Annotated in this window: 21 protein-coding genes and 2 tRNA genes; 4 read left to right on the top strand and 19 right to left on the bottom strand. The window is 73.1% G+C overall.

What is annotated here, in order from left to right; all coding sequences use genetic code 11:
- The first annotated feature begins 265 nt into the window (after positions 1-265).
- Together AB0F13_RS20125 and AB0F13_RS20120 are read left to right on the top strand one after the other, a co-directional pair.
- Positions 266-964 carry a hypothetical protein gene (locus AB0F13_RS20125; protein WP_362083756.1) on the top strand — a complete coding sequence of 233 codons (699 nt, stop codon included), beginning with the start codon at positions 266-268 and terminating at the stop codon, positions 962-964.
- Complete coding sequence (locus tag AB0F13_RS20120) at positions 961-2,472, top strand: NADH-ubiquinone oxidoreductase-F iron-sulfur binding region domain-containing protein (RefSeq protein WP_362083753.1); 1,512 nt, start codon at positions 961-963, stop codon at positions 2,470-2,472. Before AB0F13_RS20125 ends, AB0F13_RS20120 begins: the two co-directional genes overlap by 4 nt.
- Positions 2,473-2,567: 95 nt before the next feature.
- On the opposite strand, the gene AB0F13_RS20115 is transcribed toward AB0F13_RS20120, so the two are convergent.
- The 9 genes from AB0F13_RS20115 to AB0F13_RS20075 all read right to left on the bottom strand — a co-directional run bounded on the left by AB0F13_RS20115 (position 2,568) and on the right by AB0F13_RS20075 (position 7,373).
- A tRNA-Ala gene (locus AB0F13_RS20115) sits at positions 2,568-2,640 on the bottom strand.
- A 168-nt stretch (positions 2,641-2,808) separates the two neighbouring features.
- Positions 2,809-3,042 carry a hypothetical protein gene (locus tag AB0F13_RS20110; protein WP_362083750.1) on the bottom strand — a complete coding sequence of 78 codons (234 nt, stop codon included), beginning with the start codon at positions 3,040-3,042 and terminating at the stop codon, positions 2,809-2,811.
- A gap of 126 nt (positions 3,043-3,168) precedes the next feature.
- Positions 3,169-3,241, bottom strand: a tRNA-Ala gene (locus AB0F13_RS20105).
- 115 nt (positions 3,242-3,356) lie between these two features.
- Positions 3,357-4,010, bottom strand: coding sequence for a histidine phosphatase family protein (locus AB0F13_RS20100; protein ID WP_362083997.1), 654 nt, complete (start codon positions 4,008-4,010; stop codon positions 3,357-3,359).
- Positions 4,007-4,447, bottom strand: a complete 441-nt coding sequence (gene rsfS, locus AB0F13_RS20095) for a ribosome silencing factor (protein ID WP_362083747.1) — start codon at positions 4,445-4,447, stop codon at positions 4,007-4,009. The genes AB0F13_RS20100 and rsfS overlap by 4 nt, the downstream gene beginning before the upstream one ends.
- Before the next feature lie 119 nt (positions 4,448-4,566).
- Positions 4,567-6,198, bottom strand: a complete 1,632-nt coding sequence (locus AB0F13_RS20090) for an LCP family protein (protein ID WP_362083744.1) — start codon at positions 6,196-6,198, stop codon at positions 4,567-4,569.
- A gap of 49 nt (positions 6,199-6,247) precedes the next feature.
- Positions 6,248-6,859, bottom strand: a complete 612-nt coding sequence (nadD, locus tag AB0F13_RS20085; RefSeq protein ID WP_362083741.1) for a nicotinate-nucleotide adenylyltransferase — start codon at positions 6,857-6,859, stop codon at positions 6,248-6,250.
- A 55-nt stretch (positions 6,860-6,914) separates the two neighbouring features.
- Positions 6,915-7,079: a hypothetical protein gene (locus AB0F13_RS20080; protein WP_362083738.1), complete on the bottom strand. Its 165-nt coding sequence runs from the start codon at positions 7,077-7,079 to the stop codon at positions 6,915-6,917.
- A 123-nt stretch (positions 7,080-7,202) separates the two neighbouring features.
- Positions 7,203-7,373 carry a hypothetical protein gene (locus AB0F13_RS20075; protein WP_362083735.1) on the bottom strand — a complete coding sequence of 57 codons (171 nt, stop codon included), beginning with the start codon at positions 7,371-7,373 and terminating at the stop codon, positions 7,203-7,205.
- 96 nt (positions 7,374-7,469) lie between these two features.
- Here AB0F13_RS20075 and AB0F13_RS20070 point away from each other — a divergent pair, with 96 nt between their 5' ends.
- The gene (locus tag AB0F13_RS20070; protein ID WP_362083732.1) at positions 7,470-8,546 is read left to right on the top strand and encodes a M48 family metallopeptidase; all 1,077 of its coding nucleotides are present in this window, start codon (positions 7,470-7,472) and stop codon (positions 8,544-8,546) included.
- 173 nt (positions 8,547-8,719) lie between these two features.
- Here the strand turns inward: AB0F13_RS20070 and AB0F13_RS20065 are convergent, their stop codons facing one another.
- From AB0F13_RS20065 to proB, 5 genes are all read right to left on the bottom strand, one after another.
- On the bottom strand, positions 8,720-9,796 hold the full coding sequence (locus tag AB0F13_RS20065) for a hypothetical protein (protein ID WP_362083729.1): 1,077 nt from the start codon (positions 9,794-9,796) through the stop codon (positions 8,720-8,722).
- A 162-nt stretch (positions 9,797-9,958) separates the two neighbouring features.
- Positions 9,959-10,582: a hypothetical protein gene (locus AB0F13_RS20060; RefSeq protein ID WP_362083726.1), complete on the bottom strand. Its 624-nt coding sequence runs from the start codon at positions 10,580-10,582 to the stop codon at positions 9,959-9,961.
- A 55-nt stretch (positions 10,583-10,637) separates the two neighbouring features.
- Positions 10,638-11,951, bottom strand: a complete 1,314-nt coding sequence (locus tag AB0F13_RS20055) for a glutamate-5-semialdehyde dehydrogenase (protein ID WP_362083723.1) — start codon at positions 11,949-11,951, stop codon at positions 10,638-10,640.
- Between the two features lie 133 nt (positions 11,952-12,084).
- Complete coding sequence (locus AB0F13_RS20050) at positions 12,085-12,528, bottom strand: hypothetical protein (RefSeq protein ID WP_362083720.1); 444 nt, start codon at positions 12,526-12,528, stop codon at positions 12,085-12,087.
- Between the two features lie 191 nt (positions 12,529-12,719).
- A complete protein-coding gene (gene proB, locus AB0F13_RS20045) occupies positions 12,720-13,853 on the bottom strand; it encodes a glutamate 5-kinase (protein ID WP_362083717.1) in 1,134 nt (377 codons plus the stop codon).
- Positions 13,854-14,140: 287 nt separating this feature from the next.
- On the opposite strand from proB, the gene AB0F13_RS20040 reads away from it, so the two are divergent.
- Positions 14,141-16,258, top strand: coding sequence for a hypothetical protein (locus tag AB0F13_RS20040; RefSeq protein WP_362083714.1), 2,118 nt, complete (start codon positions 14,141-14,143; stop codon positions 16,256-16,258).
- A 78-nt stretch (positions 16,259-16,336) separates the two neighbouring features.
- Here AB0F13_RS20040 and obgE read toward each other — a convergent pair whose 3' ends face one another.
- The 5 genes from obgE to AB0F13_RS20015 form a co-directional block, all read right to left on the bottom strand.
- Positions 16,337-17,776 (bottom strand): GTPase ObgE, encoded by a 1,440-nt coding sequence (gene obgE / locus AB0F13_RS20035; protein ID WP_362083711.1) that lies wholly within the window; start codon positions 17,774-17,776, stop codon positions 16,337-16,339.
- A 167-nt stretch (positions 17,777-17,943) separates the two neighbouring features.
- Entirely contained in the window at positions 17,944-18,198 is a 255-nt protein-coding gene (rpmA, locus tag AB0F13_RS20030; RefSeq protein WP_362083708.1) for a 50S ribosomal protein L27, read from the bottom strand.
- Between the two features lie 14 nt (positions 18,199-18,212).
- Entirely contained in the window at positions 18,213-18,533 is a 321-nt protein-coding gene (gene rplU / locus AB0F13_RS20025; protein WP_362083705.1) for a 50S ribosomal protein L21, read from the bottom strand.
- 265 nt (positions 18,534-18,798) lie between these two features.
- Positions 18,799-22,692 carry an Rne/Rng family ribonuclease gene (locus tag AB0F13_RS20020; protein ID WP_362083994.1) on the bottom strand — a complete coding sequence of 1,298 codons (3,894 nt, stop codon included), beginning with the start codon at positions 22,690-22,692 and terminating at the stop codon, positions 18,799-18,801.
- 619 nt (positions 22,693-23,311) lie between these two features.
- Positions 23,312-24,091 carry a TIGR03936 family radical SAM-associated protein gene (locus tag AB0F13_RS20015; RefSeq protein WP_362083702.1) on the bottom strand — a complete coding sequence of 260 codons (780 nt, stop codon included), beginning with the start codon at positions 24,089-24,091 and terminating at the stop codon, positions 23,312-23,314.
- Positions 24,092-24,159 lie beyond the last annotated feature (68 nt).

Genomic DNA, 24,159 nt, shown 5'->3' with positions numbered 1-24,159 from the left:
TCCCGGGAGGACCCGGGAAATGAAAAAGCCCCTCGCACAGGAGGGGACGCCGCGCCGATGCCGACCGGAAGTCACCGGTCGGTGCTGATCAGCGCGGCTCGCTAAGCAGGAGGCGTACGGCACGCATGGGGTCAGGTTACCGCAGCGGCCGAAGGTACCGCACCGAGGCAAGGGCCCTGCAGACGTTAGCAGCGGTACGCCGCCGCCCACCGGGGTTGCGCGAAGCGCGGCCCCGCCCACGGGCCGCTGCCTAGCGTGGCGGGGCATGGACCTCCCCCGCTTCCTGGACCGGACCGCGGGCGTGCTCGCCCTGGTCTCGCTCACCTCGACCGTCGTCTGGGGGCTCATCGCCACCGACCGGCTGGTCCTCGGCCCACGCGGCCGGCTGCTCGCCCAGGCCGTGCACCGGGCGACCGCCGTGTGCGCCCTCGGCTTCCTCCTCGTGCACGTGACCGTCAAGGTCACCGAGGCGCACGCCCCGGCAGCCTCCGCCCTGCTGCCGTTCGCCTCCGGCGTCCGGGGGCACCGCGCCCTGATCGGGCTGGGTTCGCTGGCGGGGTACCTGATGGTGCTCGCCGCGGCGACCGGCGTCCTGCGCAGCACCTTCGCCGGGCGCGGACGCGCCGCCCACCGCTGGCGCGCGCTGCACGGGTGCGCGTACGCCGCCTGGTGCGCCGCCCTCGTGCACGGGCTCAAGGCGGGGCGCACTCCGGCGGGTTGGGTGACCGCCTGCTACGCGCTCTGCCTCGCGGCGGTGGCGGCAGCGCTGATCCTGCGGCTGCGGCTGCGCAGGCGGCTGGGGCCGCTGCCGTTACCGCCGCGCCGGCGCGCGGGGGGCGCCCACGTGGCCGGAGGGGCCGGAGGGCAACCCCTGACCCGCCCCGCCCCGGCACCGGAACCCCGCCCGGAACCCCGTTCCTCCGGCGCGGGGCGGGCCGGACTGGTGCCCGGGCGGCGGGCATGAACGGCACCTCGCACGGGCTGCCGGACGTCCTCACGCTCGGGCTGCCCCGCCTGACGGCCGGTTTCCGGGAAGCCGGGCGGCTGGACCGCCGGGCCCACCTGGCCGTCCACGGCTCGGCTCCGCGCCTGGCCGAGGACGAGCTGACCCGCCTCGCGCAGGCGGTCGCCCTGCGCGGGCGCGGCGGCGCGGGCTTCCCCTTCGCGCGGAAGCTGGCCGCGGTGGGCCGCGCGGCACGGCGGCGCGGGGTGGGGGCGGCGGTGGTGATCAACGGGTGCGAGGGCGAGCCCGCGTGCCGCAAGGACGCCGTGCTGATCGAACGCGCCCCGCACCTGGTGCTGGACGGCGCCCTGCTGGCCGCCGAGGCGCTCGGCGCCCGCACGCTGGTGGTCGGGGTGACACAGCCCGGCACGGAGGCATCCGTGCGGGAGGCGCTCGCCGAGCGCGGCCTGGCCGACCGGCGCGGACGAGCGGTACGCGCCCGGGTCGTACGCCTGCCCGAGCGCATGGTCTCCGGCGAGTCGTCCGCCCTGTTGCGCGCCGCCGACGGCGGCCCCGCGCTCCCGCCCGGCCGGCACCCGCGCGCCTGCGAGCAGGGCCTGGGCGGACTGCCGACGCTGCTCTCCAACACCGAGACCTTCGCCCAACTGGCCCTCGCCGCCCGCCTGGGCGCTGCCCGCTACGCCACGACCGGCACTCCGGCCGAGCCCGGCACCATCCTGCTCACCGTCTCCGGCGCGGTCCCGGGCCCGCGCGTGGTGGAGGCGCCGGGCGGGGTGGCGCTGCGGTACGTCCTCACGCAGTGCGGTGCCGGGCCGGCGCCGCAGGGGGTGCTGGTCGGCGGGTACCACGGCGCCTGGCTGGACGCGCAGACGGCGGCCGGGGCGGTCCTCTCGCGGGACGCCCTCGCGGCGTGCGGCGCGAGCCTGGGCGCGGGCGCGGTGCTGCCGCTGCCCGAGGACACCTGCCCGCTGGGCGAGGCGGTCCGGGTGGCGCACTGGCTGGCGGCCGAGTCGGCCGGGCAGTGCGGTCCCTGCCGGCTGGGCCTGCCGTCCCTGGCGGGCGCGCTGGCGGATGTGGTGGCCGGCGGCGGGCGCGGCGCCCTGGAAGCCGTACGGGAGGCCGCGGGGGCCGTACGCGGCCGGGGGGCGTGCGGGCATCCGGACGGGGCGGCACGCTTCGTGCTGAGCGCTCTGACCGCGTTCACGGACGATCTGGCCGCGCACGTCCTGGGCAGCGGCTGCGGGCGCCGCACGGCCGGGATGTTACCGCTGCCCACCGCGTCCGGCGCGGAGCCGGGGGACGGGCGGGCGGAGCGGCTCGGGGTGGACTGGACGCTGTGCGAGGGGCACGGGCTGTGCGCGGACCTGCTGCCCGAGCTCCTGCGGATCGGCCCGGACGGCTATCCCGTGCTCGCCGACGCGGGCGTGCCCGGGCATCTTCGGGGGCGCGCACAGCGGGCCGTACGCCGCTGTCCCGCGCTGGCGCTGCGCCTTGACCGGAATCAGTGACCCGGACCGGAATCAGTGATCCGAAAACGACCCGGAAACAGCGACCCGGTGAACGACGAGAGGGCCGTCCTCGCGGACGACCCTCTCATTTCCTGTGGAGCTAAGGAGAATTGAACTCCTGACCTCCTGCATGCCATGCAGGCGCTCTACCAACTGAGCTATAGCCCCTTGTTTTGTTTTCCCGCCCGGTTTCTCTTGCGGTCTCCCTGGCGACACGGATTACATTACACGGACCTCCCCCCCGACTGCCAAATCGGTTCGCACCCCGACGCAGAACGCCCCGCTTTGACCGATTTTCACGTCCGGCCCCGGCGAAGCCCCGGGCCGGGTCGCACCTCAGGCCGTCACGAAGGAGTAGAACCGCTTCAGCGCGCAGTGCTCGTCGAGCAGCCGTCCGTAGATCGGCTCACCCTCGAGCTCGCGGTAGGTCTCGATCGGGTCGCCTTTTATGATCAGCGCCCGCGCACACTCCACACACCAGTACTGGTATTCGGAGTTGAGCGGCTCCATGTCGCGGACGATCGGTGTCCCGCTGCTGCACCAGTCGCACTTCCGGCTGTGAGCACCCATGGGTCAGCTCCAACCCCCTCCCCTTCGGCCCCGTCCGCTCCCGGCGGTCCGATTCTGCCACGGGACCTCGCCGGAACAGCAACAATCCCGCCTCCCTGTGGATGGGAGACGGGATCGTCCGAACTGTGGAGCTAAGGAGAATTGAACTCCTGACCTCCTGCATGCCATGCAGGCGCTCTACCAACTGAGCTATAGCCCCGCTGTTCTCGGTTCCCCCGGAGGCTGTCCTCCGCGTTCCCCGCGAACAAGAAGAACTTTAGCCTGTGACCTGCCCGGATGTGAAATCGGGCCGCGGGGGCCGCACGGCGGCCACCTCAGTCGTCGTCGCCGAGGACCGGCTCGGGCAGCGTCCCGGCGTTGTGCTCCAGCAGGCGCCAGCCGCGCGCGCCCTCGCCCAGCACGGACCAGCAGCAGTTGGTGAGGCCGCCGAGGGCCTCCCAGGAGCGGGCCTCCAGGCCCAGCAGCCGGCCGATGGTGGTGCGGATCGTGCCGCCGTGGCTGACCACGACGAGGGTGCCGCCGTCCGGCAGCTTCTCGGCCCGGGACCGCACGACGGGCGCGGCCCGGTCGGCGACCTCGGTCTCCAGCTCGCCGCCGCCGCGCCGCACCGGCTCGCCGCGCTTCCACGCCGCGTACTGCTCGCCGTAGCGGCCGGCGATCTCCTCGTGGGTCAGGCCCTGCCACGTGCCCGCGTACGTCTCGCGCAGCTCGGCGTGGTGGGAGACCTCCAGGCCCGTGACGGTCGCCAGCTCGGCGGCGGTGGCCGCGGCGCGCTTGAGGTCGGAGGCGACGATCGCGTCCGGCCGCAGCGCCGCCAGCAGCCGGGCGGCCCGGCGTGCCTGCACGACGCCGGTGCCGGTCAGCTCGATGTCCGTGGTGCCCTGGAAGCGGCGCTCCACATTCCATGCGGTCTGACCGTGCCGCCACAGCACGATCCGGCGGCCCCGGCCGCCCGGGCGGCCGTTCAGCTCAGGTCTCCGTCCAGATCGCCCTGGGCCGCCTGCGCGCGGGCGTGCTCGTCGGCCTTGCCGCGGGTGGCGACGGCGTCGGCGGGCAGCCCGATCTCGGGGCAGTCCTTCCACAGCCGCTCCAGAGCGTAGAAGACCCGCTCCTCGCTGTGCTGGACGTGGACGACGATGTCGACGTAGTCGAGCAGCACCCAGCGGGCGTCACGGTCGCCCTCGCGGCGCACCGGCTTGGCGCCGAGCTCCTTGAGCAGCCGCTCCTCGATCTCGTCGACGATCGACTTGACCTGGCGGTCGTTGGGGGCCGAGGCCAGCAGGAAGGCGTCGGTGATCGACAGTACGTCGCTGACGTCGTACGCGATGACATCGTGCGCGAGCTTGTCGGCGGCGGCCTGGGCGGCGGCCTGGATGAGCTCGATGGAGCGGTCAGTGGCGGTCACAAGCCATGCTTTCGTAAAGAGGGTCAGTACCTCTCAAGGGTCTCACGACCCGCCGACACCCCTCCTGGCCTTTTCCGCCCGCCCCGTACCCGGGGCGGAGCGGGCGCCCGCCGCCGCGCTCAGCTCCTGTAGTCCTTGCCCAGGACCACCGTGATGTCGGCGTTGCCCACGCCGTCGCCCTTCTTCACGGCCCGCTCCGGCAGCCCCAGGGTCTTCGCGGCCTCCTTGGCCTCGGCCGCCCGGGCCTCGTCGGTGTAGATCACCGAGGAGGCCGCGGCCGCCGTGCCCGCCGAGCCGCCGTCGACGTAGGTGTAGCCGCCGTTGACCAGCTTGACCTGCGCCGAGCCGGTCGCGGCGGGAGTGCCTGTGGCGTTCTTCACGCTCACCCGGGGCGGTGCGTTCCTGTCGGTGTTCTTCACCGTGCCGCCGAGCACGTCCTTGACCACGCTGTCGGCCGCCCGCTCGCCGAGGGTGCCGTCGGACTGCACGGGCAGAACGGCGGTGCCGTACGAGCCCTCCTTGGCCTTCTCGGCGAGGTGGGCCAGGGAGGCGCCCAGCTGCTGGACGGAGAGCGAGGGGTCGGCGATCTGGGCGAGGGACTCCACGGTCGTGGTGGCCGCCTTGGCGTCGCTGGACATCTTCCGCAGCACGGCCTGCAGGACCTGTCCGAACCGCGCCAGCGGCTTGCTCTGGTCCTCCCCGGGCCCGCGGTAGGTGGCGTAGGCGACCGCCGTCTGGCCGCTCAGGCTCTGGCCCCTGCCCGGGCTCACCAGGGGGCGGTCGCCGGACTTGGGACCGGGGACGGCCGTGTCCGTGTCGACGGTGATGCCGCCGACCAGCTCGACCAGGTTCTCCAGGTAGGGGGTGTCCAGCCGCCAGCTGCCCTTGATGTCGGCACCGAGCAGGGTGTTCAGCGCGTCCCGGGTGCCGCCCGTGCCCGCCTCCTGGACGGCCTTGCCCAGCGTCGTGGCGCCGCCGCCCTCCTTACCGAGGGCCAGCGCGTTCGGCAGGAGCACAGTGGTGGCCTTCTTGGTGGTCGCGTTGTCGACCAGCAGGGCCGTGGCGCTGTCGCCGCCCCGGGTCTGGCGCAGGTGCACGACGATGACGTCCCGCTTCTGAGCGCCGCCCGCCGCCGCCTCGCTCTTCTTCTCCTCGCCGCCGGAGAGCAGGAACCAGCCGACGCCGCCGCCGATCGCCAGCACGAGCACCACGGCGAGGGCGACATAGCGGTTGCGGCCCTTGCGCTTGCGCTCGTCGCGGCGCTCGGTGCGGCTCTCGCTGAACTTCAGCCAGTCGATGACGTCCTGGGAGTCCGCGTCCGGCTCCTCGATGAAGGAGAACTGCTCGGTGCGGTACTCCGGCGCCCCGGTGCCGTCGCCCCCGCCCGGGGCCGGCCGCGGCTCCGGGACCTGCTGCCCGGTGCGGCCGGGCGCGGCCACCGGCTCCTCGTGCACAGGCGGGCCGGCCTGCCGGGGGATCCACTCCTGCTGCTGGGTCTGCTGCGGCTGGGGCTGCGCCTGGTACTGGGGGTGCGAGGCGTACGGGTCGTACGTCTGCTGCCCCGGCTGCTGAGCCTGCTGGGCGTACGGGTCATAGCCGTATGTCTGTTGCTGCAGGGGCTGACCGTACTGGTCGTACACGCGCTCCGGGGCATCCGGCCGGTACACGGGCTGACCGTAGGCGTCGTAGCCGTACACCTGCTGCTCAGGCACGTACGGGTCGTGCGCGTACGGGTCCTGTCGGTCGTTCACCAGTGCCCCTCGATGCCCATCGAGCCGGAGTCGGCCGTCATGGTCGGTCTCAGCCGTCGTGACGGTACAGCTTGCGCTTGTCGATGTAGCGCACCACACCGTCGGGCACCAGGTACCAGACGGGCTCTCCCTGTGCGACGCGGGTGCGGCAGTCGGAGGAGGAGATGGCGAGGGCGGGCACCTCGACGAAGGAGACGCGGTCCTCCGGCAGCCCCGGGTTGGCCAGTATGTGGCCGGGCCTGGTGACGCCGATGAAGTGGGCGAGCGAGAAGAGCTCGTCGGTGTCCCGCCAGGTGAGGATCTGCGCCAGCGCGTCGGCACCGGTGATGAAGAACAGGTCGGCGTTCTCGTTGAGGGAGCGCAGATCGCGCAGGGTGTCCGTGGTGTAGGTCGGGCCGCCGCGGTCGATGTCGATGCGGCTGACCGAGAACTGCGGATTGGAGGCGGTGGCGATCACCGTCATCAGATAACGGTCCTCGGCCGGGGACACCTGCTTGTGACTCTTCTGCCACGGCTGCCCGGTCGGCACGAAGACCACCTCGTCCAGGTGGAACTGCGAGGCCACCTCGCTCGCGGCGACCAGGTGTCCGTGATGGACCGGGTCGAACGTCCCGCCCATCACTCCGAGCCGCCGCTTCACGGGCCCTGTCTGCTCTCCCATGCGAGCAGACCCTACTGGGCGCGCCGGCACGCCGGACCTCCAGGGACCGGCGCGATCAGCGGTCGCGGTTGAAGCGGGTGGTGATCCAGAGCAGGAGCAGCAGGATGACCAGGGCGCCGCCGCCGGTCATGAAGGGGCTGATGCTCTCGTGGGTGTCCACGTGGTGCTCGCCCTCGGAGGCGAGAGCGACCAGAGCGCTGTGGGCGGAGGTGAGTGTCACGTCGGCAGGACCTATCCGGGATGGGATCGGGTGGAGACTTCTGCCACATCGTATGCGGGGGCCGCCGGCAAGCTCACGCCGACTCCACACGTCGGCCGTCCCGCCTGCCGCCCGCCGGCCGGATCAGTCCTTCTTGCCGTACCCGCGCAGCAGGAACCAGGCCAGGAAGACGACGCCGACCACGCCGACGACCAGGACCGTGCGCAACACCACGCCAGGACCCTGATCGCCCTTGGAGACGGCGAGGACCTCGGTAAGGCCGGGATGCGTGGTGAAACCATTGATGAGGGGCATGGCTCCCACGTTAGCCATGTCGGTGGCACGGCCTAGGCTGGGGTCCGGAAGCCGGGGGACGGGCCGTCGACAAGGCCACTGAGGGGGTCTTTCCACATGAGCGACATCCACACCGAAAGCCAGGAGCGGGCGCCGGGTCGCGACCGCAGGCGTTTCCCCGACATCTCCTCGCGTGCGTACGAGCATCCGGCGGATCGTTCCGCCCTGGTGGCGCTGCGCAAGCTGAGCGGCTTCGACACGGTCTTCAAGGCGCTGAGCGGGCTGCTGCCGGAGCGCAGCCTGCGGCTGCTGTTCCTGTCGGACTCGGTGCGGGTGGGCGAGCAGCAGTTCCCGCACCTGCACGCGATGCTGCTGGACGCCTGCTACATCCTGGACATGCCGAAGGTCCCGGCGATGTACGTCACGCAGGACCCGCAGCCCGGCGCCATGTGCATCGGCCTGGACGAGCCGATCATCGTGGTGACCACCGGCCTGGTGGAGCTGCTGGACGAGGAGGAGATGCGGGCGGTCGTGGGCCACGAGGTGGGCCACGCCCTGTCGGGGCACGCCGTCTACCGCACGATCCTGCTGTTCCTGACCAACATGGCGCTCAAGGTCGCCTGGATCCCGCTGGGCAACATCGCGGTGATGGCGGTCGTGACGGCCCTGCGCGAGTGGTTCCGCAAGTCCGAGCTGTCGGCGGACCGGGCGGGGCTGCTGGTGGGCCAGGATCTGCAGGCGTCCATGCGGGGTCTGATGAAGATCGCGGGCGGCAATCACCTGCACGAGATGAACGTCGACGCGTTCCTCGCCCAGGCAGAGGAGTACGAGAAGGGTGGTGACCTGCGCGACTCCGTACTGAAGATCATGAACATGCTGCCGCGCAGCCACCCGTTCACGACCGTGCGGGCGGCGGAGCTGAAGAAGTGGGCCGAGAGCCGCGATCACCAGCGGATCTTGGACGGTCACTATCCGCGGCGGGCGGACGACAAGGACGCGTCGGTCTCCGACTCGTTCCGGGAGTCCGCGAATCACTACGCGGATTCCGTGCGGGCGAGTAAGGACCCGCTGATGGGGCTTGTGCGGGATCTGGCGGGTGGGGCGTCGGATCTGGGGGGCCGGTTGCGGGATACGTTCGGGGGGCGTCCTGCGCCGAAGGCGCCGGAGGCGCCTGAGGAACCGCCCAGGCCCTGAGCTCGCCCTCGCGTTCGGGGGGGGTTCTTGCCCCTGGCCCGCCCTTTCACCGTTTCTTGTCCTCAATCGCCGGACGGGCTGGATGGTGCCGGGCGGGCTGATCGGGCCCGGGCGGGCTGGATGTTGCCCGGACGGCTGGATGTTGCCCCACGGGCTGGTTTCGTGGCCGGGCTTCAGTGCCGTGGCGGGGTCGGCTGGGCGGACGGGGGTAGGGCGCCGCAGACGGCGGGGGTGATCCGGTCGGTGGCGTACGGGTCCGTGGCGGCCGGGGGGGCGGTGTCCGCCCGCTGGCCGGCCAGCAGCGGCCGCAGGTAGGCGGCGTCGTCCGCGGAGCAGGACTCCGGGCCGGCCAGCAGGGAGCTCTGCAGCACCTGCACATGGTGCTCCTGCAGGTCGTCGCGGTCGAAGCGGAAGCGCATCGTGCGCCGCACGGTGAACAGCGACGCGTCCTGGGGCCCGGTCGCCGGGCGGACGGCGTAGACGAAGGTGTGGTCGGAGGAGACCTCCAGGGCCGCCGGGGAGACCTCCGTGATCGAGAAGGTGCCCTGGGTCCGCACGATCCGGTCGGCGAGGGCGACCCGGGCGGGGTCGAAGCGGATCAGCCAGCCGGTGGCGGCGTACCGGCCGTCGGCGGCAGGGTGGGACAAGCTGCGGTCGAACTGGGCGAGTTGGGTGGGGGCGAGCAGCAGGCGGACGGTCCGCTGGCTGCCGCCGGTGAGGACCGCCGGGTCGAGGGCCGACTTGACCGTGTACTCCTTGGCCGTGGCCAGGGCGGTCATCACCAGGTTCTCGGAGAAATTCTGGGTCCGCCGTGCGGCCGGAAGGGTGACGCCCTCGTCGCCGTCCCGGAACTGGGCGGCCGGGCTGTTGTCGAAGAGGTCCTTCACCGAGGCCGCCCCGGGCACCGGGTCGCGCGGCGCGAGCGGCACCAGCGCGGTCCGCAGCGCCTCGGCGGCGGGCGGCCTGGGCTCCTTGTAGGGGTGGCGCAGGCCCATGTAGACGGCCGTGCCGAAGGCGAGGGCGATGAGCATCACCAGCAGCAGCACCTGGCGCGAGGCGCTGACGCGTGCCCAGGCGTGCCGGGTGCGTACGGCCGGTGCGTGGTCGTCCATCCGCTCCCGGGCGGAGAACTCCTGCAGCCGGGCAGCACGGACGAACGATTCGTCGAACACGACGGATCGGTACTCTTCGTCGCCGCCTCCCGGGGCACCCTCGGGCGTGCCCTCGGGTGGGTCTCCAGGCCCGTCCATACCTCAAGAGTAGGTCTGCGGAGCCGCTGGTAAACGCGCTGGTACGCGACAACTTCCGACGAGAATCAAAGCTGCCGGATGCGCCGTGACAACCCTGGCCAAGGCGACAGCGGTCCGTCACCGGAAGGCGGAGGGGCCACCGTCGGTGACGGAGGGTGACCATCAGGAGCCGGGCGGCACGGCCGAGGCCACAGGGGGCTCGGAGTCGGCCGAGACCGACGGCAGCGGGCCCTGCCGGTTCCGCACCGGGGCGTCGACGCCCGTGGTCGCGGGCGTCGGGGCGGGGCTCTGCCGGTTGCCCGAGGAGGCGCCGCGGTAGACGGCGGTGAAGGCGAGGGCGATCACCCCTATGCCCATGATCACCGCGAGCACCCAGGCGACCGGGCGGTGCCAGCGGGCGTGGCCGCGGTAGGGCCCGCGGGCCGTGCCGTACCGGCCGTAGGGGCCGTAGGCGTCGTCCGGGTCGAGGTCGCGGCTGAGGCCGTGCAGCTGCCCCAGCCGGTCGGCGTGGCGCCCGGCGGGGCCGTAGCCGTCGCCGGGCACGGCGTCGTACGGGTCGTCGTCGGCGGGGCCGCCGCCGGACCAGGTCCGCGCGGCATCGGCCTCTGCGCGGGCCCGGTCGGCGGCGAGCATCCGCTCGACCGCTGAGGGTTCGTGGATCGCGGCGGACCGCACGAACTCCTCGTCGAAGACCACGGAGGCGAACGCGTCGTCCGCGTCTCCGTGGCGGTGGCTGTCGGGCTCCTCGCCGTCCGGGAACGGCCTGCCCCCCACGTCGTCCGGCACCCGTCCAGCGTAGACCCGAACCGGTCAATCCGCGCGGTCGGTACGGGAATTAGGCCTACCGTCCGCGGACGTGACCGTCGCCGGTGACGATGTATTTGGTCGAGGTCAGCTCCGGCAGCCCCATCGGCCCCCGCGCGTGCAGCTTCTGCGTGGAGATCCCGATCTCGGCGCCGAAACCGAACTCGCCGCCGTCGGTGAACCGGGTGGAGGCGTTGACCGCGACCGTCGTGGAGTCCACCAGCTGGGTGAAGCGGCGGGCGGCGGCCTGCGAGGTGGTGACGATCGCCTCGGTGTGCCCGGAGGTCCACAGCCGGATGTGGCGCACGGCCGCGTCCAGGTCCTCCACGACGGCGGCGGCGATGTCGTAGGAGAGGTACTCGGTCTCCCAGTCCTCGGCCGTGGCGGGCACGACCGTGGCCGGACAGTCCTTCTGCTGTTCCGCGAGCTCCAGCACCCGCTCGTCGCCGTGCACCGTCACCCCGGCCTCCGCCAGGGCGGCCAGGGCGAGCGGCAGGAAGCGCTCGGCGATGTCCTGGTGGACCAGCAGGGTCTCGGCGGCGTTGCAGACGCTGGGACGGCTGGCCTTGGAGTTGATGAGGATCTCCACGGCCATGTCGAGGTCGGCCTCGGCGTCGACGTACACGTGGCAGTTGCCGGTGCCCGTCTCGATGACCGGGACGGTGGACTCCTGGACGACCGTACGGATCAGCGAGGCGCCGCCGCGCGGGATCAGCACATCGACCATGCCGCGGGCGCGCATCAGCTCGCGGACGGACTCCCGGCTCTCGCCCGGCACCAGCTGCACGGCGTCCGCGGGCAGCCCGGCCCCGCCCACCGCGTCGCGCACGACGCGCACCAGGGCGGTGTTGGAGGCGTACGCCGAGGACGAACCGCGCAGCAGGACGGCGTTGCCCGACTTCAGGCAGAGGGCGGCGGCGTCCACGGTGACGTTGGGCCGGGCCTCGTAGATGATCCCGACGACGCCGAGCGGCACCCGCACCTGGCGCAGGTCGATGCCGTTGGGCAGCGTGGAGCCGCGCACGACCTCGCCCACGGGGTCGGGCAGGGCCGCCACGTCGCGCACGTCCTTGGCGATGGCCCGCACGCGCTCGGGCGTGAGGGTCAGCCGGTCGACGACGCTCTCGCTCGTTCCGGCGGCCCGGGCCTTCGCGACGTCCTCGGCGTTGGCCTCGACGATCTCGCGGGTACGGACCTCCAGCGCGTCGGCGATGGCCAGCAGCGCCTCGTCCTTCACCGACCGTGGCAGCGGCGCGAGCTCGGCGGCCGCGGCGCGGGCACGGTAGGCGGCGCGCAGCACCGGGGACTGCGGCATGGGGTCGGCGAGGGGGGAGGGGAAGACGCTGCTCATGGCCGCAGCCTAACCCTGGGGCAGGCCCCGGCCGACCGGTATTCCACACTGCGGGACGCGGGACCGGAGGGCAGGAGGACGTGCTTGGACCGGCCGGGTCCGGAATCCTGGGGAACCCGGGCCGGGACCCGGGCTAGAAGGGGTGCACCCCGACCGGGGTGGCCGGCAGGGGGCCGCAGCCCTCGGCGATGCGCTGGTGGTAGGTCTCGCGGTCGATGACCTCCAGGCCGACGATCTCCCACGGGGGGAGCTGGGCCGTCGAGCGGTGCTCGCCCCACAGCCGCAGCGCCACGGCCGCCGCGTCGTGCAGATCGCGCGCCTCCTCCCAGTAGCGGATCTCGGCGTGGTCGTTGGCATAGCGGCTGGTCAGCAGGAACGGGTGGTCGTGGGCGAGCTGCTCCAGCGCCCGCCGGACCTCTCCCAGCGGCGCCTCCGCGCCCGAGACGCTGAGGGTGATGTGCCACAGCCGCGCCACGTCGTCAGCCTCTGCCCGCTCCCCCGTGTCACCTGACCCGACACTGGTCAGTCTCCGCCCAGCCGTCCCTCGGGGCATCGCCCCTGGGCGCCCTCGTGTCACCGGCGGCCTCCTGTTGTTCGCCGCTCCGCGCACGTGCGGCGGAGCCCGTGTGGTGCGTGGGGCCGTGCGTCCTTCACGGCTCCCTGCATCAAAGTTGACCAGTCGGCGGGCGGCCGCGTGGCGGTTTTACGGAAAGGCCCCCATGGAAAGGCTGCCCTTACCGGGCCTTTCTCGTCTGCGGATAACGCCCGTCAGCGATGCAGCACGACCAGGTCGTCGCGGTGCACGACCTCGCGCTCATAGCCGGGCCCCAGGTCACGGGCCAGGTCACGGGTGGAGCGGCCCAGCAGCTGCGGGATCTCCGCGGCGTCGTAGGTGACGAGCCCGCGGGCGACGGCCCGGCCCGCCGGGTCGCGCAGCTCCACCGGATCGCCCGCGCTGAACTCGCCCTCGACCGCCGCGATGCCCGCCGGCAGCAGCGACCCGGTCCCCTCGACCACGGCCCGCACCGCCCCGTCGTCCAGCGTCAGGGCGCCGCGCGGGGTGGAGGCGTGCGCGAGCCACAGCAGCCGGTCGGCGGAGCGGCGGCCGGTGCGGTGGAAGTACGTGCCGGTGGCCCGGCCGCGCAGGGCGTCGGCGGCCTGGCTGGCGGAGGTCAGGACGACCGGGATGCCGGCCGCCGCCGCGATCCGCGCGGCCTCCACCTTGGTGACCATGCCGCCGGTGCCCACGCCGGCCTTGCCCGCGCTGCCGATGGAGATCCCCGCCAGGTCCGCGGGCCCGGAGACCTCGGCGATCCGCGAGGTGCCCGGGGTGCTGGGGTCACCGTCGTAGAGGCCGTCGACGTCCGACAGCAGCACCAGCAGGTCGGCCCGTACGAGATGGGCCACGAGCGCGGCCAGCCGGTCGTTGTCGCCGAAGCGGATCTCGTCCGTGGCCACGGTGTCGTTCTCGTTGACGACCGGGACGGCGCCCATCGCCAGCAGCTGGTCCAGCGTCCGGCGGGCGTTGCGGTAGTGGGCGCGGCGGCTGGTGTCGTCGGTGGTCAGCAGCACCTGGCCCACGCGGCGGCCGTAGCGCGCGAAGGAGGCGGTGTAGCGGGCGACGAGCAGCCCCTGGCCGACGCTGGCGGCGGCCTGCTGGCGGGCCAGGTCGCGCGGACGCCGGTCGAGGCCCAGCGGCGCGAGGCCGGCGGCGATGGCGCCGGAGGAGACCAGCACGATCTCCTTGTCCGCGGCGCCGTTCCCGCCCGGGCCCTCGCCTCTGTCCCCGAGGCTCTTCGCCAGCGCGTCGACGAGGGCGTCAACCCGGTCGGCGTCCAGTCCCCCGCCCGCGGTGGTGAGTGAGGAGGATCCCACCTTGACCACGATCCTGCGGGCTGCCATGACCTCTTGCCGAGCCGTGTGCGGCGCCCCTGCCCCTGTCAATGTACGTACACCCCTGTATTTCACCGATGCTGTGCCTGTGGCCGTGCCTGTTCAGCTCCGTAAATCTACCGTCTGGCGATTGCGGGCATTCGGTCATGCTTTATAGCGTTTTCACGGCGTTTGGCGTAGGGGAAGATTGCTCCTGGCCCGGCCGCCGTCATACGGTCGGTGGTCGGCCGTTGTCCTCCACAGTGTCTTCCGACGGTTCCCCCCTGCCCCAAGCCCTCCTGCCAGGAGCCCCTCCAGTGCCTTCTGCCGGAACAGCCTCCCGCCGAGCAGTGCAGCTCGCGGTGCTGCTCTCGATGCTGGTGTTCTTCACACTCCAGATCGTCGGCGCGCTGCTGCCCCATGTGCCGCTGCTGATCACCGCCTCGGCGACAGGCCTCGCGCTCGATCTCTATCTGCAGCACCGCGACCCCGGTCTGGTCGCCGTGCTCGGAAAGATCCGCTTCGACGTCATGGTGCGCCAGCTGCTGCGCGACATGCTCGTCCTGATCGGGCTGCTGCGGCTGCACGGCGACGGATCCCTGCGCGGCTACGCACCGGTCGTCGTCGGTCTGGCCCTGTTCTACAGCGCCCACCTGACCTGCCAGGTCACCGCGATCCTGGTCCGCCGCAGCCGCACCCTGCCGTTCCTCACCCGGAACATCGACGCCTCGGGGCTGCACCTGACCGCCGCGCCACCGCGCCTGCTGGCCCGCCAGCACGGCCGGCGGCTGCTGCGCTTCACCACACCCGCCACGGCCGGCCTGCTGATCACGGCGGCCACGGAGGAGACGCTGTGGGCGGAGGCCGGTGTGGGCGTCTCCCTCGCCCTCGCCCTCGCCGGCACCGTGTACCTGGCCGGCTGGCTGCGGCCCGCCAAGCGCATCGCCAACGAGCAGCAGGCCCTGGAGTGGCTGGACCGGTGGCTGGCCGCCTACAAGCCCACCGTCGGCATGTACTTCTCCGGCGGCACGAGCTCGGCCTACCAGGCCAACATGTGGCTCTCCACGCTCGCCGCGCTGGACGGCAAGCCGGTCATCGTGCTGCGCGAACGCTTCATGGTGCAGAAGATCGACGCCACGGACGTGCCCGTCATCTGCGTCCCCAAGGTCGTCCATCTGATGGCCCTGGAGAAGTCCTCGTTGAAGATGATGCTGCACCCGGCGAACTCCGGTAAGACCTCCCAGGTCCTGCGCATGCCGTCCATCAAGCACGCCTTCACCAACCACGGCGAGAGCGACAAGCTCTCCAGCTGCAACCCGTACTCCAAGGCGTACGACGAGGTCTGGGTCGCCGGCCCGGCCGCCCGCGAGCGCTACCAGCTCGCCGACATCGGCGTCGACGACAAGGACGTCGTCGAGGTCGGCCGCCCGCAGCTCGCCCCCATCAAGCCCTGCGACGGCCCCCCGGCCGGCACGTACGTGACCGTGCTGTACGCCCCCACGTGGGAGGGCTGGGACGGCAACCCCGGCAACACCTCGGTGATGCTCGCCGGCGAGAACATCGTCCGTGCCCTCCTCGCCGACCCCGGCGTCCGGCTCCTGTACAAGCCGCACCCCATGACCGGCTCCGTCGACCCGCGCGCCGGCCAGGCCGACCGGCGCATCCAGGCGATGATCCAGGAGGCCAACGCCGGCCGGTCCGGGCCCCGCCCCGGCCCGGAGGCGGCGGCCGAGCTGGCGCGCCGCACGGCCGAGCTGGACCGGCTGACCACCAGCGCCTTCCGCGACAGCGCCGACGAGATCGAGCGCATGCTGCTGCAGTCCACCCCTCAGAAGGGCCGTGCCGCGACCGTGGAGGCCGCCATGACCGACTGGGAGAGCGCGTACTGGGCCTCGCTGCCGGAGTGGGAGCACCAGGTCATCGCGACCGCCCGGCCCGCCCTGTACGGCTGCTTCAACCAGTCGCACCTGCTGGTCAGCGACGTCTCCAGCGTCGTGTCGGACTACCTGATCAGCGAGAAGCCGTACGCCGTCGCCAACACCAGCGGCATGAGCGAGGAGGAGTTCCGGGCGAACTTCCCCACGGTGAGCGCCGCGACGATCCTCACCCCCGAGGCGGAGGGCGTCGCCGGGCTCCTGGCCGCCGTCCGCGACCCGGGCCTGGACACCCTCGCCGCGGCCCGCGCCGAGCTCAAGGACCGCCTCCTGGGCCCCTCCGACCCGCCCTCGCTGGTCCGCTTCAACCGGGCGGCGCTGGCGCTCGCCGCGAAGGCGGACGAGCGGCGGGCGCGCATGGAGGCCCGGACGTCGGAGTCGGAGATCCCCGCCCCCCGTGCAGGCGTGGCGACCGCCGAAGACACCGAGGCCGCGGAGGCCGCGGAGGCCGCCGAGGCCGCACAGCACGTCGCGGAGGAGCCCGTGGGCTCCGTCAACTGACGCGGCGCACACGCGCACGCCGAAAGGCCCCGGGAGGTCGCCTCCCGGGGCCTTCGTGCGTGCGGAGCCGCGTGGCGGCTACGAGAACGGGTTGAAGCCCTGGTACTCCTCGTCCGCCTCGTCACGCTCGGCGTCGCGGTCGCGGCGGCGCTGCGCCGCCGGACGCGGGGCCTCCAGGCGGTGGTCCTCACCACGGCGGCCCAGCATCTCCGCACCGGCGGCCATCGACGGCTCCCAGTCGAAGACGACCGCGTCGTCCTCGGCGCCGATCGCCACGCCGTCGCCGCTGCGGGCGCCGGCCTTCATCAGCGCGTCCTCGACACCGAGGCGGTTGAGGCGGTCGGCGAGGTAGCCGACGGCCTCGTCGTTGTTGAAGTCGGTCTGGCGCACCCAGCGCTCCGGCTTCTCGCCGCGCACGCGGTAGAGGCCGTCCTCCTCCAGGGTGACCGTGAAGCCCGCGTCGTCGACGGCCTTCGGGCGGATGACGATGCGGGTCGCCTCCTCCTTCGGCTTGGCGGCGCGCGCCTCGGCGACGATGCCGGCCAGGGCGTAGGACAGCTCCTTCAGGCCGTGCCGGGAGACGGCCGAGACCTCGAAGATCTGGTAGCCGCGGGACTCCAGCTCGGGACGGATGATGTCGGCGAGGTCCTGACCGTCGGGGATGTCGACCTTGTTGAGGACGACGATGCGCGGCCGGTTCTCCAGGCCGCCGTACTCCGCCAGCTCGGCCTCGATGACGTCGAGGTCGGTCAGCGGGTCGCGCTCGGACTCCAGGGTCGCCGTGTCGAGCACGTGCACCAGCACCGAGCAGCGCTCGACGTGGCGCAGGAACTCCAGGCCCAGGCCCTTGCCCTGGCTGGCGCCGGGGATCAGGCCGGGGACGTCCGCGATGGTGTAGACGGTCGCACCGGCGGTGACGACGCCCAGGTTCGGGACGAGCGTGGTGAACGGGTAGTCCGCGATCTTCGGCTTGGCGGCCGAGAGCACCGAGATGAGCGAGGACTTGCCCGCGCTCGGATAGCCGACCAGCGCCACGTCGGCGACGGTCTTCAGCTCCAGCACGATGTCCTGCGCCCGGCCCGGCTCGCCCAGCAGCGCGAAGCCGGGGGCCTTGCGGCGGGCCGAGGCCAGCGCGGCGTTGCCGAGGCCGCCACGGCCGCCCTGGGCCGCGACGTACGTGGTGCCCTCGCCGACGAGGTCCGCGATGACGTTGCCGTGCTTGTCGAGGACGACCGTGCCGTCCGGCACCGGCAGGATCAGGTCCGAACCGTCCTTGCCGGAGCGGTTGCCGCCCTCGCCGGGCTTGCCGTTGGTGGCCTTGCGGTGCGGGCTGTGGTGGTACTCCAGGAGCGTGGTGACGGACTGGTCGACGACCAGGGACACGTCACCGCCACGACCGCCGTTGCCGCCGTCGGGGCCGCCGAGCGGCTTGAACTTCTCACGGTGGACGGAGGCGCAGCCGTGGCCTCCGTTACCCGCGGCGACGTGCAGCTCGACGCGGTCCACGAAGGTGGTCATAGCGGTGTGCCTCCAGATACGTGCAGGGGATGTCTCTGTTGTAACGCAGCAAGGGCGGACCCGCTTCCCGGCAGGGAAGGGAGGTCCGCCCTCGTGTCGTTCCGGCCGTGGGTCCGGGGGTCGCCCCCGGAAGTCACGGCCGTTCTACGGCGTCAGATCGCGTTGGATCAGACGGCCGGAACGATGTTGACGACCTTGCGGCCACGGTGGGTGCCGAACTGCACCGCACCGGCCTGCAGCGCGAACAGGGTGTCGTCGCCACCGCGACCGACACCGTTGCCCGGGTGGAAGTGGGTGCCACGCTGGCGGACCAGGATCTCACCGGCGTTGACGAGCTGACCGCCGAAGCGCTTCACGCCGAGCCGCTGGGCATTGGAGTCGCGACCGTTCCGGGTGGACGATGCGCCCTTCTTGTGTGCCATGTGTTCTCAGTCCCTTACTTCGCAGCCGTGGGGATGCCGGTGATCTTCAGCGCGGTGTACTGCTGGCGGTGACCAATGCGCTTGCGGTAACCGGTCTTGTTCTTGTACTTCAGGATGTCGATCTTGGCACCCTTGTGGTGATCCACGATCTCGGCCTGGACCTTGATGCCCGCCAGGACCCACGGGTCGCTGGTGACGGACTCGCCGTCGACCACGAGCAGCGTGGAGAGCTCGACCGCGTCGCCCACCTTGCCGTCGGAAATCTTGTCAACCTCGACGATGTCGCCCACAAGAACCTTGTGCTGGCGACCACCGCTACGCACGACTGCGTACACGCGGATCTCACTCTCGCTAGTAAACGGGACCTCTGATGCCAGCCGCTCGCACGGGCCCGGGGCCCATGACAGTCCAGGAGGACGAGCGGCCTCTCCCCGCCACGCGGGCCGGGAGGGATTTGCTCAGTGGCGCGGCGCCAAACAGACGCCGACGGTCAAGGTTACGGGGCCCTGACCAGGGGGTCAAACCGGGCCTCGCCGGACGGGCTGGAGAACCAGCCCGTCCGGCGTCCGGGGACCCGGATGCGGGGCACTGCCCCGGCCGTCAGTCCTCCGTGGAGGGCGTCGCGGCCTTCTTCGCCGTCTTCTTGGCGGGGGCCTTCTTGGCGGTCTTGGTGGCCGCCTTCTTGGCCGTCGCCTTCTTGGCGGTGGTGGTCTTCTTCGCCGCCGCCTTCTTGGCCGTGGCCGCCTTCTTGGCCGGAGCCTTCTTGGCGGCCGCCTTACGGGCCGTCTTCTTGGCCGGGGCGGCCTCCTCGGCCATCACCTCGACGTCGGCCTCGGCCACCACCAGGGGCTCCTCGGCAGGCGCCGGCTCCGGCTCCGCCGCCGCGGCGGGCGAGCTGACGACCACCACGGCCGCCTCCTCGGCCGACGAGGGGGAACCCGCCGGCGCGGACGCCCTGCGGGTCGCCCGGCGCCGCGGACGTACGGGGGCTGCCGCCTCCGCCGCCTCGGGCTCGACGACCGGCGCGGGCGCCGGCTCGGGCTCGGGCGCCGGCTCCGCCGGTGCCGTCTCCACGACGATCTCCGGCTCCACGACGATCTCCGGCTCCGCCGCCTTCGGGGCACCCGCCGGGGCGGACGCCTTGCGGGTCGCCCGGCGGCGCGTACGGCCACCGCGGCGGGAGGCCGCGGCTTCGGCCTCGGCGGCGCTGCCGTACCAGTCGTCCTCGGATTCGACCGCCGGCTGAAGGTCCGCCTCGGTCACCGCGACGGGCTCCAGCTCGGGCACCTCGGGAGCGGCCTCGACGGCGGGCTCGAAGACGGGCTCGGGGGCCTCGGCGGCCGCCTTGCCCTTCTTCTTGCCGCGCTTGCCGCCGCCACCGCCGCCACCGACGGTCGTCGGCTGGTCCATGTGGACGATCACGCCGCGGCCGTTGCAGTGCACGCACGACTCGGAGAAGGACTCCAGCAGACCCTGGCCGACCCGCTTGCGGGTCATCTGGACCAGGCCCAGCGAGGTCACCTCGGCGACCTGGTGCTTCGTACGGTCCCGGCCCAGGCACTCCAGCAGGCGCCGCAGCACCAGGTCCCGGTTGGACTCCAGCACCATGTCGATGAAGTCGATCACGATGATGCCGCCGAGGTCGCGCAGCCGCAGCTGGCGCACGATCTCCTCGGCCGCCTCCAGGTTGTTCCTGGTGACCGTCTCCTCCAGGTTGCCGCCCTGGCCGGTGAACTTGCCGGTGTTGACGTCGACGACGATCATCGCCTCGGTCCGGTCGATGACGAGTGAACCGCCGCTGGGCAGCCAGACCTTGCGGTCCAGCGCCTTCATCAGCTGCTCGTCGATCCGGTACGTGGCGAAGACGTCGACGTCCGACGTCCACCGCTGCAGCCGGTCGGCCAGGTCGGGGGCGACGTGCGAGACGTAGCCGTGGATGGTCTCCCAGGCGGCGTCACCGCTGACGATGACCTTCGAGAAGTCCTCGTTGAAGATGTCGCGCACGACGCGGACGGTCATGTCCGGCTCGCCGTACAGCAGGCTCGGCGAGCTCGTCGAGATCTGCTTCGACTTCTTCTGGATCTCCTCCCACTGCGCCTGCAGGCGCTCCACGTCACGGCGCAGCTCGTCCTCGCTCGCGCCCTCCGCGGCGGTACGGACGATCACGCCCGCGTCCTCGGGAACGATCTTCTTGAGGATCTGCTTCAGACGCGCGCGCTCGGTGTCGGGCAGCTTGCGGCTGATGCCGGTCATCGAGCCCTCGGGCACGTAGACCAGGTAGCGGCCGGGCAGGGAGACCTGGCTGGTCAGGCGGGCACCCTTGTGGCCGATGGGGTCCTTGGTGACCTGGACGAGCACGGACTGGCCGGACTTCAGCGCGGTCTCGATGCGGCGCGGGCCGTGGCCCATGCCGAGCGACTCGAAGTTGACCTCACCGGCGTACAGCACGGCGTTGCGGCCCTTGCCGATGTCGACGAAGGCGGCCTCCATCGACGGCAGCACGTTCTGGACCTTGCCCAGATAGACGTTGCCGACGTAGCTGGTGGCCTGCTCCTTGTTGACGAAGTGCTCGACGAGGACGTCGTCCTCCAGCACGCCGATCTGGGTGCGGTCGCCGTTCTGGCGGACGACCATCACCCGCTCGACGGCCTCACGGCGGGCCAGGAACTCGGCCTCCGTGATGATCGGCACCCGGCGGCGGCCCTGCTCGCGGCCCTCGCGGCGGCGCTGCTTCTTCGCCTCCATGCGGGTCGAGCCCTTGATGGACTGGACCTCGTCGAAGCCCGTGCCGCCCTCGGTGCGCGCGGCGCGCTCACGCGGCTCGCGGACCTTGACGACCGTGCGCTCCGGCTCGTCGGCGCTCGGCTCGGTCTCCAGCGCCTCACCGCTGCGACGGCGGCGGCGCCGACGGCGACGGCTGCCGGCGGAGGTGAAGCCGGCCTCCTCGTCCTCCTCGGCCTCTTCCTCGGCGGCCTCGGCCTCGGCGGCGGCCTCCTCGGCCTGCGCCTCGTCCTCGGCAGCCTCGCCGGCCTCGCCACGGCGGCGACGACGGCCGCCCCGGCGACGACGGCGCGAGGGACGCTCGCCCTGCTCCTCGTCCTCCAGCGCGGCGGCCTCCGCTTCCTCGGCGGCCTCCGGCTCCTCCTCTTCCTCTTCCGCTTCCTCTTCCGCCGTCACGACGGCGGGCTCGACGGCCTCGGCCACCTCGGCGGCCTCGCCACGGCGGCGGCGACGGCGGCGGCCACCGGTGACGGGCTGCGCCTCATCGACGGCGGCGGGCTCCTCCTCCGGCGTCTCCTCGACGGCGGCGGCAGCGGCGGCGGCAGCGGTCTCCGGCGTCTGGAACATCGGCTCGGTGAACACCGGCGCCTGGAAGACGGCGGTCGGCGGCCGCACCGCACGACGGCGCGTGCGGGTGCCCTCGGCGGGCGCCTGCTCGGCCTCGGCTGCGCTGCCGGCGCGCACGGCCCGGCGGCGGCCACGGGTGGCCTCGGCCGGCGCCTGCTCGGCCTCGGGGGCCTGCTCCACGGCTTCGGCCACGGGCTCAGCGGCGGCACGGCGGCGCGTGCGACGGCCGCGCACGGGCTCGGCAGCCGGCTCGGCGGCCTCGGCGACAGCCGGCGTCTCCTCGGCCTCGGCGGCCTCCGGCGCACCGGCCGGAGCCGACGCGCGACGGGTCGCACGACGACGCGTACGGGCCGGGGCCTCCTCCGCGACGGGCTCCTCCACCGGAGCGGGCTCGGCGACCGGCTCGGCGGCGGGGGCCTCGACGGCCTCCGCGGCGGCCTGCGGCGCACCGGCCGGGGCCGACGCGCGGCGCGTGGCGCGGCGACGGGTACGGGCCGGGGCGGCCGCGGGGGCCTCCTCGGCGGCTGCCTCGGGCTCGGTAACGGTCTCGGGCTCGGCGGCCTCCGTCACGTCCTCGGTCACCTGCGGCGCACCCGCGGGAGCGGTCGCCTTGCGGGTGGCACGGCGGCGCGGACGGGCGGGCGCGGCGGCGGGGGCCTCAAGGGCCTCGTCCTCGGCGGCCCCGGCCACGGCGGGGGTCTCCACGGGCTCGGCGGCCTGCGGCGCACCGGCGGGAGCCGAGGCACGACGGGTCGCACGACGACGCGTACGAGCGGGCGTCACAGCCGGCGTCTCCTCGCCGACCGGCTCACCGGAAGCGGCGGGCACCAGGTCGATGGCCTGGGGGGCCTCAAGGGCCTCCTCGGCCACGACGGCGGCCTCGACGGGCTCGGTGGCCTGCGGCGCACCGGCCGGTGCGGAAGCGCGACGCGTCGCACGACGACGCGGGCGGGCGGCCGCCGCGGCCGGCATCTCCTCGGCAGCCGGTCCGGCCGGTGCCTCGGTGGCGGGCTCGGGGGCCTCTTCGGCCCCGGCGGCCTGCGGCGGACCCGCGGGGGCGGTCGCCTTGCGGGTCGCACGGCGGCGCGGACGGGCCGGGGTCTCCGGAGCGGCTGCCCCGGGCTCCTCGGCAGCGGCCTCGGCCATGACCTCGGCGGCCTCGGGCGCCTCCGTCGGGGCGGTCACCTTGCGGGTGGCTCGGCGACGGGTACGGGCGGGCTGCTCGGCCTCGGCCTCGTCGGCCTCGACGGCAGCGGGCCCGGCGGCCTCGGCGGCGGCCTGCGGCGCGCTCGCGGCAGCGGTCTTGCGGGTGGCCCGGCGGCGCGGGCGGGCCGGGGTCTCCGGAGCCGCCTCGGCGGCGTCCTCCGGCGACGGCTCCGCCGCGGCCGTCACGGCCGTCTCACCGGACGGCGGACCCGCCGGCCGGGACGCCGCCCGGCGACGGCGCCGCGGGGGCAGCGTGTCGCTCGGGGAAGCGTCTGTGTTGTTGCCGGGCGCGTTCTGCGCTGCCCCGGCCTCGGTGGGCTCAATGGGTTCGAGCATGCGGGCGGTTCTCCCGTCACGCTCCCGGGCGCCGCGTCGTGATCCGGCCCGCCGGTCCGCGTGATGAACGCGGTACCGCCGTCCGGGGCGCGGTCGCCGCACGGGAGCTGTCGTCTCGCTCGCCGGGTCCGAAGCTCATCGGCACCGGCGAAAGTCTCCTGGTCAGTGCGCCTGCCGCACCGGGTGGCTCCCTGGTGGACCGGCGGCGCTACGACGGCCGTCCTTACGCGGAACCTTCCGGCACCTGCTGCGCGGCACTCGGCCCGGCGGCCGTTGATGGGGCGGCCGGGGCGGCGTCGCGGTCGGGCGCGAGCGGATCGGTCACCGTGCCGGACTCCTCATCGAGCAGCCCCTGCGCCAGCCTGGTCACCGCAGCGGGGACCGGCGGCGCCAGGTCGGCCGTAGCGCGGAGACCGGACAGGACGTCGTCGGGTCGCACGGCAGGTGTCACGTGCCGAACAACCAGCCGCAGTATCGCACAGGCACCGTCGCCGGGCCTATCGGCCGGAGCCCCGAGCGCCTCGAGTCGGGCCACGGCCCCTCGCGCGTCGAAGCTCCGCAACCCGTTTTTCGTCCGGCGCTGGACCTCGACCGTCTCCGCCGCCATGAAGGCCTCGACGGCCTTCACGGCGTCCGTGGGCTCGACGCCCTCCAGCCGCAGCTCCCACACGGAAGCCTGCAGCCGGTCGGCGAACGAGGAGGTGTGCGCCTCCACCGCGTCCGTGATGTCGAGCCCGTCCGGCAACGACTCGTCGAGCAGCGCCCGCAGTACCGCCGGGTCGCGCCTCTCGGCGAGCTGGATCTCCAGGAACTCGGCCTCACTGCCCGTGCCGGTGGGTGCGGCATTGGCGTACGAGACCTTGGGGTGCGGGGTGAAGCCCGCCGAGTACGCCATGGGCACCTCGGCCCGGCGCAGCGCCCGCTCGAAGGCGCGCTGGAAATCGCGGTGGCTGGTGAACCGGAGGCGGCCGCGCTTGGTGTAGCGCAGGCGAATACGCTGCACCGCGGGTGCGGGCGGCGGACCTTCGGGCTGTCGCTTACCCAGTGTCGTTCAGTCCCTCGTGAGTGCGG

Origin of the sequence: Streptomyces sp. NPDC026206 (assembly GCF_040638465.1) — a bacterium.
In the GTDB taxonomy this organism is placed as follows: domain Bacteria; phylum Actinomycetota; class Actinomycetes; order Streptomycetales; family Streptomycetaceae; genus Streptomyces.
The sequence above is the reverse complement of the archived record's forward strand: the minus strand, read 5'-3'. Positions and strand labels throughout refer to the sequence as shown.